Source organism: Rhizobium sp. IY2 (assembly GCF_047532935.1).
GTDB classification, from domain to species: Bacteria; Pseudomonadota; Alphaproteobacteria; order Rhizobiales; family Rhizobiaceae; genus Rhizobium; species Rhizobium anhuiense.
In genome coordinates this window covers 1-262 of record NZ_JBLKNU010000054.1, presented here as the reverse complement: position 1 = coordinate 262, position 262 = coordinate 1, and the positions used below count along the sequence as shown (strand labels likewise).

The window sequence follows — 262 nt, the reverse complement described above, 5'->3', positions numbered from 1 at the left end:
AAAGCCGGTGGCGTTCTGCAGCGTCATGCCGAAGCGGCCGAGCGAACCGAGGATCGTCGCCATCGGCAACAGCACCGACTGGAACGGAATGAAGCAGGCAAACAGCATCAGCCCGAACACCAGCGTATGGCCGGGAAAGCGCCATTTGGTGAGCACATAACCGTTCAGCGCCCCCATGATGGTGGAGATGGCGACGGCCGGCACCACCATCTTGATCGAGTTCCAGAAGTAGCCCTTGATGCCGGCGCAGGTCAGCCCGACA

General features: G+C 61.5%; 1 pseudogene. It reads right to left on the bottom strand.

Going from position 1 to position 262, the window contains the following annotated elements:
* Window positions 1-262 (bottom strand): annotated as a pseudogene (locus ACMUVN_RS33355) (carbohydrate ABC transporter permease); the annotation flags it as partial.